Below are 7611 nucleotides of genomic sequence, written 5' to 3' on the forward strand. Positions count from 1 at the left end.
TTTAATTGGCTGTATAAGTCCTTTTCAATCCGTTCTCTTACTGATTCTCTATCAGTATTTGCCACTAGATCCCCTCCCCCCTGATTTACAGTAGCTTCCAATTTATTATAACGCGCGAAAACGGTGATAAATTTGGAAAATCGACCCCCTCCTCCGGTGCCCCTTTGACGATAAAAATGTGAAATATTTTAGGGGGGGGATGCAGTTTTATTTCTTCTACCACTTTTCATCATGTTCCCATTTATTTTGTTTCTTTTCGTAAACTCTTCCATGTTCTTTGTTATGGCAATTCACACAAACTGTTTCAAGGTTATCTATATCAAGCGCAAGATCAGGATGATGTTCAAGTTCTTTTATATGATGGACAACGAGCCCGATCTTCTTACGTTTTGCACTCTCACTGTATTCATTGGTGTCTGTTTGAACTCGACCTTTGCGCTTACATTCTTGGCATTCGTAATTGTCACGCTTCCTTACTTGCTCGCGTATCCTCTTCCACTCACCACTGTCATAGAACTTACGCTTCTGTTGTTTGGTTTTGTATTCATTCATCACTTTCTCGCCTTTCATTTTATCCTTTGCAAAAGAAATTTTTAAAATTTATTTGCATGTCCCTCATGTTATAGTGAAAGTACCATAATTCCTGAGACCCATACGGTCGACGGATGCTTTTACACCTGCACAGTTGTACATCTACCTCAGCAGATGATACAACTGTGCTTATTTAATTACTCCTCCAAAACTCTTCCGCAATAGGATGATTGCGCTGTATGATCTTTGTGTTAATATACTTCTTACTATCTTCTACTTGCTCAATATGAATATAAAGAACTGACTTATGATACTGACCATCTGTCTTCCAATCGAAGATAATCCTTACTTTCCCTTCAATCTCTTCGCCTTTGTAAAGTTCAACAGAAACAGCATCAATGTCCAACTGTACAATTTGTAATAACGGTTCTACTGTCTCGTTAGATTGTTTGTACTTCTCCAACCTATACATATCTACAAACGCACCGTTACATTTCGGACAAACAATTACTTCTTGATACTCATCTTCTGGTGATTGATATGCTTTAATTTGATAGTCCCAAACTAAACAACATCTAGAAACTTTACTCATCTATCCTCACTCCTCTTGTTCCTTTATTTTGTTTAAAATAGGGTTAATATATCAAATCTATCGAATCAATCAATTTAACTATTACATTTTATCATTTAATTCATATACTGTAGTAGATTACTAGAAAGGAGGCGTAACCATGGAAAGTTGTGTTGTATTTGTAAACGGCCAACCTTTTTTAGTTCTTACAGTAGCTGGTATCGAAATTGCTAGATTAGAAATTTCCCTTCAAGTAGCATTAGCTCTAAGAGTGCTTGGAATACCGATTTGTGATTAATTAGCATAGCAACACAAAAAGAGGGATTCAGCCCTCTTTTTTATTTTTCTTATCTTTCATCTGCACCAATTTGATTCATCGTCGCCTCATTATATTTAGAACACTTCCAACCATCACATATCTTATGAGAAGACTCTTCAAACCACAGGCTTAATCTAAATACCAATGTTTTGTTAATGGTATTTTCAAAACCCAACTCCCTTCATCCGAAAGAGTATTCAGATAATATATTTACAAATAAATACAAATTGTTATAATAAAGTTAACATTGCCATCTGGAAAAGTGATTCGCCCCCATGCGAGTTACTTTTCCTTTTCCCCTTAACAAAGGACATATTTTAAATTATCATGTGTGACTCTTTCTGTTATAGTAAAAGTGTCTTAACCAGATTCCCTAGAGCATCTTTTACTATAATGGAATCTTTCTGTTATAGTAAAAAGTTCCCGATCATTCTTTTATGATCTAAGCACGTATTCTGTCTGTTAACAACAACTATCTACACTCATATCAAACACAGCCAGCTTCCTTTTTAGGTTAACTGGCTGTGTTTGTTTTATCATTCCTTCAAAACAAAAGGTATATATAACTAAAAAACAGAATATAGTATATGGACCCGCTCTTTCATAAACATAAACCTTTGTACATATGTACAAAAGAGACGACTTGATTCGTCTCTTTTGTATTGCATTCATTTTAATTGGTATATAAAACCAATCGATAGCCAATAGTAAGAATAGAAGAAGGACAAACTATTTTGTTTTTGTATGAATCCCCTTCGGTTCATGTACTACCTACCGATTAGAGAGCCAAATACGTTTGTTCTTCTCCTTAGTCATTTTATTTCTCCCTGAAGGATGGAGAACATACTGTATAATTCCTAGTAAAAAATACGCCACTAGTTTCTTTTGTTATAGTTATTCCATCACTCTCCATCCTTTGATTGTTTCCATCCCCACTTTGCTAATTCCCCTAATAATTTCAGTTTTCCCTTCAATATCCATACCTCCAATCTTCCCTTTAATCGAGCTAAAATAGGGTAATTGTATTGTTTATATTTTTCGTTATCCCTTTTTAATAGCTCTTTCATTGTTGAACTTAGTAAATAGTCTTTTGAATATGGAACGAAACATTTTCCATACCACTTATAATATATAAGGTGTGTTACATCGATCCCAACTTGCTCATATGCTTTAAGATTCTCGTTATAAACTACATCATCCACAACATGAAGACCGAGCGCATCGACCTTCTTTTGTAAATCTATATCAACGTTACTCATCCCTCTCCTCCTTATCTTTTCCCTAGCAAAAAACACCCAAATGGGTGTTTACTAATTTATATTCACCACTTTGGTATTAAAAACCAAAAATCGGTAAATAGTAAGAGTGGATGAAAAACATATGATTTGCACATGCTCCTTCCATTAACTACATCTCGCTGTTTAAACAATGTGACAAATACATTTGCGCTTCATCCTAGACATATTATTTCTTCATGAAGGGTGAAGAATGCATACTCTCAAGTCATCAAAATTACCTACCACACATTGTACCGTATTCGCATTCTCCATTCCTTCATCCATAATATGTGTTTTCTCGATTCATTGCATACATACCGTTTTACATCTCCTAATAATAAATCGTGCGTTAGCATATTAACATTTTTTCACTCTCTCTTTGTTAAAAAGTCATGTCCTTTATGCTACATTTATTATTTTTTAAAACGATTATATTTTGCGAAAACAAAACAATTTCTTACGAACATAAGTAGGTGATTTTTAATGAAGTCTTACGTATATATTTGCAACTTGATTGGAAATCTTATGGGATTAATATATACTTTTTACAGATGGTTTAGCGGGACTTCTGCAGCTTCACCTACTAACTGGAATTTAGCTAAAAGTTTGTATGTGTTAATTCCAATTGGAATATCTGCAGCAGGAACCTCATTCGGATTATTATTTTTTCAACGATTTTTCAGACTTTTTAGCATTACCCTAGGTCTTTCGGCTATGAACGCTGGTTTTCTTACGGTTGAATTTTTATTTTATATTCTACCAAACGCAAGCTTTGCGTTTGATTCTTTTATGAACCCTAAAGCAATATCCCTATTACTATACCTTATTTTTACAATTACCTCCATCACAAGCGCCACCAATAACAAAACATAACAATTCAGCTTGTTATTGCTTCTTTCCATTCTTCTGGTGTTCGTTTTTATATTCTTTCACTACGCTTTTCTCTTCATCTTCCTTTTATCAAAGGACATATTTAAAATCATCGTTTGTTACTCATTATGTTATAATATAAATATCCTGATGGTGTTCTTGTCTATAGTGGCAAAGCATATTGTGTTTATAACAACATACAAACAAAGCTGGTTACCTTTTAGGTTAACTGGCTTTGTTTTATTAGTCCTTCAAAATAAAACGTATCCATTCGGCTACTTAATCAAAACTTGACGAACAATCAAATGAACTTCCTAAATCATGTGAAGTACAAGAAGATGAACGACTATCCTTGTCCTAGCTTCCATAATCTGAATTCGAACTAATTATATTGGATATCAATGTATGATGAAACAACATATCGTTTTTCGTACAATCGCTATTTCTTTTTACATGTCCTCGCTTCACTTTCTGTCCCTTCTTTTTCTTTATTTTGAAAAACATATTTCTTCGCCTCCTCATAAAATAGGAAAAGCATCCGTTATGGATGCTTTTTCACTTCAACGGCTACATTCAATCTTGTACCATCGAAAGCTGGTTTCGGATTTTAGATGCTCGCCTGATGAACCGTTTAGAAAAATATGATATAAAGAAATTTTATGAGTCGTGTTTTCCGCCACTTCTCACCATACAAATATAACACGTTTCTTCCAAAACAACCGACACTTTTCCTGCCAAAAAACGGTCACGACTCTGCCACCTTTTATTCTCTTATTTCAAACGTTTTAATTTCATTTGTTAATTCTACTGAAACTCCTAAAAATGTTTGTTCCAACTTCATGATTTTCTTTTGAATTAACCATTCTGGATATGCCAGTTGTTCAAGTATCATTCTATAATAATCTGGGTTTAACCTTAATGTGCTAGTTTGTCCTCTCTGCTGCATTTGAAATTGAACCAATGCTTGTAACAGTTCTTCACACACCATTCGCATCACCTCTCTTTTATTATATATAACTTGTATACGCAAGGGGAAAAATTTATGTGTTTGAATTACCCATATCTTATATTGTGTGTAACTGACCCCTTCGCCAAATCCCTTACTATCATTGACTTAATTAAACTTTCCCTTTTAAGTTACACAGTACGAAATTTATGAGTAACTGTATAGTTTTAAAAAGAAAAAGCAATGCTTAGATTTTAAACCTAGTCATTGCTTTATCCATTGCATCTTGGTTTACCCCTATATAACGTAATGTGACCTTCTCTGACGAGTGATTGAATATCTCCATGAGTAATGCTATGTTTTTCGTTTGCATGTACATATGATACCCGTACGTTTTTCTTAAGGTATGTGTGCCTATTTCATCTAATCCGAATTCTGCCGCTGCTCCGCTTAATATCTTATATGCCATGCTACGACCAATCGGACGATTGCTACCTTGTCTACTTTGCAATAAGTACTCATTATCTTCTCTTTCTTCAATAAACCATTTCAGTTCTCTTTTCAGTGCTGCAGTAATTTGTATTCGTTTCTGTTTCCCTGTTTTCTTTTCTCTCATAGATATATGACTACCTTTGACGTCTCCTACCTTCAATTTCAAAATGTCCGAAATTCTCAAGCCTGTATTGATTCCCATAATGAAGAGAATGTAATTACGTAAGCTCTTTTCCTTAAAATACTCTTTAAGTTGCTGTATTTCTTCTGGATCACGTATTGGCTGAACAAAATTCATTATTCATTACCTCCAGTCTCTTCTGTCTCGTAAACTTCTAATCCAAGTGCAAAAGCAAGCTTATAAAATGCTTTAGACTTCCAACGTCGATAAGTACGCTCTGACATCCCTATTTCGTTATAAACCATGTAATCACATACGTCCTCTTCTTCTAAATAACGTTTATCAATAATATCTCTTTGAATACTTCCTGCACGTCCGTTCCCTAATCGATTTAGAAACTGATCAATACGTACTGACATTCTTTCAAGCCACTCTTCTCGTTTACTTTGTTGGATATTTGCTAAAGCAACATCTTCTAATGGTTTTCCAACTGCATGTGTAGGACCGTGTTCGCGTATTTCATAAGAAGGAGTGACTTTCATTTCTTTACGCATCATCCCAAATTGTCTATGTATACGTACGCTTTCCAACACACCTTCTAATTCCTCTTGTGTCGCTGTTCTATCGATTTTTGGTAAGAAAGATAATTGTTTAGTCATGTAAGACCACTCCTTTTTATTTTTAAATCACTTTTGTCTGATTGCTCCACGTCTTCGTTCATAGCAAGGTCTATGCATTCCCATTAAATCCTCAATTTCACGAGTACTTAATTTCTCTTTTCGTTTTTTCTTAGTTTTCTTTTTCGCTTGATTCGATTGCTTTTTCCATTCACGTAGCTGATCCTTTAACACCTTCATTTCCCCATCTCCCTTTTCAAAATAAAAAGGACACCTATTCGTAAAACAGCCTTAATTGCTGCTTTAATGAATTGGTGTCCTCTAGTTTTCTAGCCGGACTGTATTCTGTTTGCATTCACTTTAAAAGTGCTTGTACAAAAATGTTTCTCCAAGCACTTTTAACTCTATATTTTTCAAAAGATTTCGCACGTCGAGCAATAGCTTTTCTGGTTTTCTTTTTCTTTAATTTAGACATTTCTCTTAACCTCACTTTCTATTCAAAGGATTATTTTGTTTAGTTTTACTTATGTCCTTTACCAAAACATTTCTTACAGGATGTTTTAATTCCAAATTCATATAGTCTAAAACCTGCATTTCCTTCTCTTACAGAACAAGTCTGACTAAACACCATTCCGGTTCCGTTACAATGCTTGCACTTTTTATTCTTCATTTCCCTCTCCTCTCCTCCCCTGAATAAAACTCAATATTCCGTCAATACTGTAGACAACCCATTAAGTTCTTTCTCCTTGTTCCCCCTTGGAGAACCAGCCGGGCAGTTAGCTTTTGCTAGCTGCTCTTTATTTGTACAAGGTACTCAATTAACTGACGCACATATAATATCCTGAGTTCCTTTCTTTATAAAATAGTCGTTATAAAATGAGGCTCGTCACGAGAGCACTTTACTAAGTGCTCTTTTTATATTCCAACTTAATACAAAATGAAATTTTTGTTTAGTTTTCTTTAAATATTTGTTGGAACTTATGCTATATTTGCATACGGTCAATGCCTGTCTGTTCTAAAATGTAGTCAATCTCATCATCGTAAAAACCTTCGTTCTTCTTAGCGCTCATTTGTCGCAATACTGGTATGATAATATCGCCACAATTACCATTACTTACTTTCATAGCGCTGAATATGCCTGTATACAACACTTTGTCTGATAAATTCGCATAAATATTTCCGTATCTCAAATGCCATGTAGGTATCTCAGAATTCCTATCACGCCAATACGTGCAATTTCTTCCTCCGAAGTACTTGAAGTACCATTCGCCGTCTTTGCGTTTTCCTACTGGATGTCCGTTATATCCATGTGCGAATAGATTTGATTCTTTCCCTTGATATTCTTCGTACACATTTCCAAGAGTTACATAGTATTGCCAAGGCGTTTCTTTCCATTTCTCAGATGACCAATTGCAGTTAATGATTTCGATGTTATCTATTTCTGTAATAATTTCATCTAAACTATTGTCAGTATAGAATGGATGACCCACCATTAATTGGTATCGAACAAAATAGTCATGTTTCGCGGTCATTTTCCGGTGGTATCCATTAATTAAATTATTACGTACTCCTGGTGTATAACGATCGAAAACGTGTATTTCAGGTAAGTAATATCGGTCCATTACTCGTTTCTCATTTCCTCTCAGATAAAATTTTTATATTAATCTTCCTCAAGTACTGTAACAGTTAAGTAGTTCCTAGCTCGCTTCCGCTTCGCTAACTTCCTTTGATAAGCTGGAGTTGTATAATACCGAACCGTTTCAGGAAGTACGCCCATATGTTGAGCGCATTCTGATGCTAGTCTAAATGATAGACACACCGAACAGAGAGTTTATACTAAAAACAAATAAACAAGTTCGAGGTGTCT

At 34.8% G+C, this 7611-nt stretch carries 11 protein-coding genes; 2 read left to right on the forward strand and 9 right to left on the reverse strand.

From position 1 onward, the window contains the following. Positions 1-216 precede the first annotated feature (216 nt). Together JDS99_RS29230 and JDS99_RS29235 are read right to left on the reverse strand one after the other, a co-directional pair. Positions 217-552 (reverse strand): HNH endonuclease, encoded by a 336-nt coding sequence (locus JDS99_RS29230; protein WP_199696277.1) that lies wholly within the window; start codon positions 550-552, stop codon positions 217-219. A 172-nt stretch (positions 553-724) separates the two neighbouring features. Then, the gene (locus JDS99_RS29235; RefSeq protein WP_199696278.1) at positions 725-1123 is read right to left on the reverse strand and encodes a hypothetical protein; all 399 of its coding nucleotides are present in this window, start codon (positions 1121-1123) and stop codon (positions 725-727) included. 139 nt (positions 1124-1262) lie between these two features. Between JDS99_RS29235 and JDS99_RS29240 the strand changes: the two genes are divergently transcribed. Further along, positions 1263-1400: a DUF3956 domain-containing protein gene (locus JDS99_RS29240; RefSeq protein WP_000443221.1), complete on the forward strand. Its 138-nt coding sequence runs from the start codon at positions 1263-1265 to the stop codon at positions 1398-1400. Between the two features lie 923 nt (positions 1401-2323). Here the strand turns inward: JDS99_RS29240 and JDS99_RS29245 are convergent. Further along, a complete protein-coding gene (locus tag JDS99_RS29245; protein WP_199696279.1) occupies positions 2324-2680 on the reverse strand; it encodes a hypothetical protein in 357 nt (118 codons plus the stop codon). Positions 2681-3181: 501 nt separating this feature from the next. On the opposite strand from JDS99_RS29245, the gene JDS99_RS29250 reads away from it, so the two are divergent. After that, the gene (locus JDS99_RS29250; RefSeq protein ID WP_199696280.1) at positions 3182-3571 is read left to right on the forward strand and encodes a hypothetical protein; all 390 of its coding nucleotides are present in this window, start codon (positions 3182-3184) and stop codon (positions 3569-3571) included. Positions 3572-4331: 760 nt separating this feature from the next. Here the strand turns inward: JDS99_RS29250 and JDS99_RS29255 are convergent. The 6 genes from JDS99_RS29255 to JDS99_RS29280 all read right to left on the reverse strand — a co-directional run bounded on the left by JDS99_RS29255 (position 4332) and on the right by JDS99_RS29280 (position 7366). Next, positions 4332-4556: a hypothetical protein gene (locus JDS99_RS29255; protein WP_097907891.1), complete on the reverse strand. Its 225-nt coding sequence runs from the start codon at positions 4554-4556 to the stop codon at positions 4332-4334. A 205-nt stretch (positions 4557-4761) separates the two neighbouring features. Beyond that, on the reverse strand, positions 4762-5304 hold the full coding sequence (locus JDS99_RS29260) for a site-specific integrase (RefSeq protein ID WP_098850184.1): 543 nt from the start codon (positions 5302-5304) through the stop codon (positions 4762-4764). Continuing rightward, on the reverse strand, positions 5304-5786 hold the full coding sequence (locus JDS99_RS29265; protein ID WP_199696281.1) for an ArpU family phage packaging/lysis transcriptional regulator: 483 nt from the start codon (positions 5784-5786) through the stop codon (positions 5304-5306). The genes JDS99_RS29260 and JDS99_RS29265 overlap by 1 nt, the downstream gene beginning before the upstream one ends. A gap of 27 nt (positions 5787-5813) precedes the next feature. Further along, the gene (locus JDS99_RS29270) at positions 5814-5984 is read right to left on the reverse strand and encodes a hypothetical protein (RefSeq protein WP_199696282.1); all 171 of its coding nucleotides are present in this window, start codon (positions 5982-5984) and stop codon (positions 5814-5816) included. 115 nt (positions 5985-6099) lie between these two features. Then, entirely contained in the window at positions 6100-6219 is a 120-nt protein-coding gene (locus JDS99_RS29275; RefSeq protein WP_199696283.1) for a DUF3983 domain-containing protein, read from the reverse strand. Positions 6220-6727: 508 nt separating this feature from the next. Next, the gene (locus tag JDS99_RS29280; RefSeq protein WP_199696284.1) at positions 6728-7366 is read right to left on the reverse strand and encodes a hypothetical protein; all 639 of its coding nucleotides are present in this window, start codon (positions 7364-7366) and stop codon (positions 6728-6730) included. Positions 7367-7611: the final 245 nt, after the last annotated feature.

Origin of the sequence: Bacillus cereus group sp. N6 (assembly GCF_016483705.1) — a bacterium.
Taxonomy (GTDB): Bacteria; Bacillota; Bacilli; order Bacillales; family Bacillaceae_G; genus Bacillus_A; species Bacillus_A wiedmannii.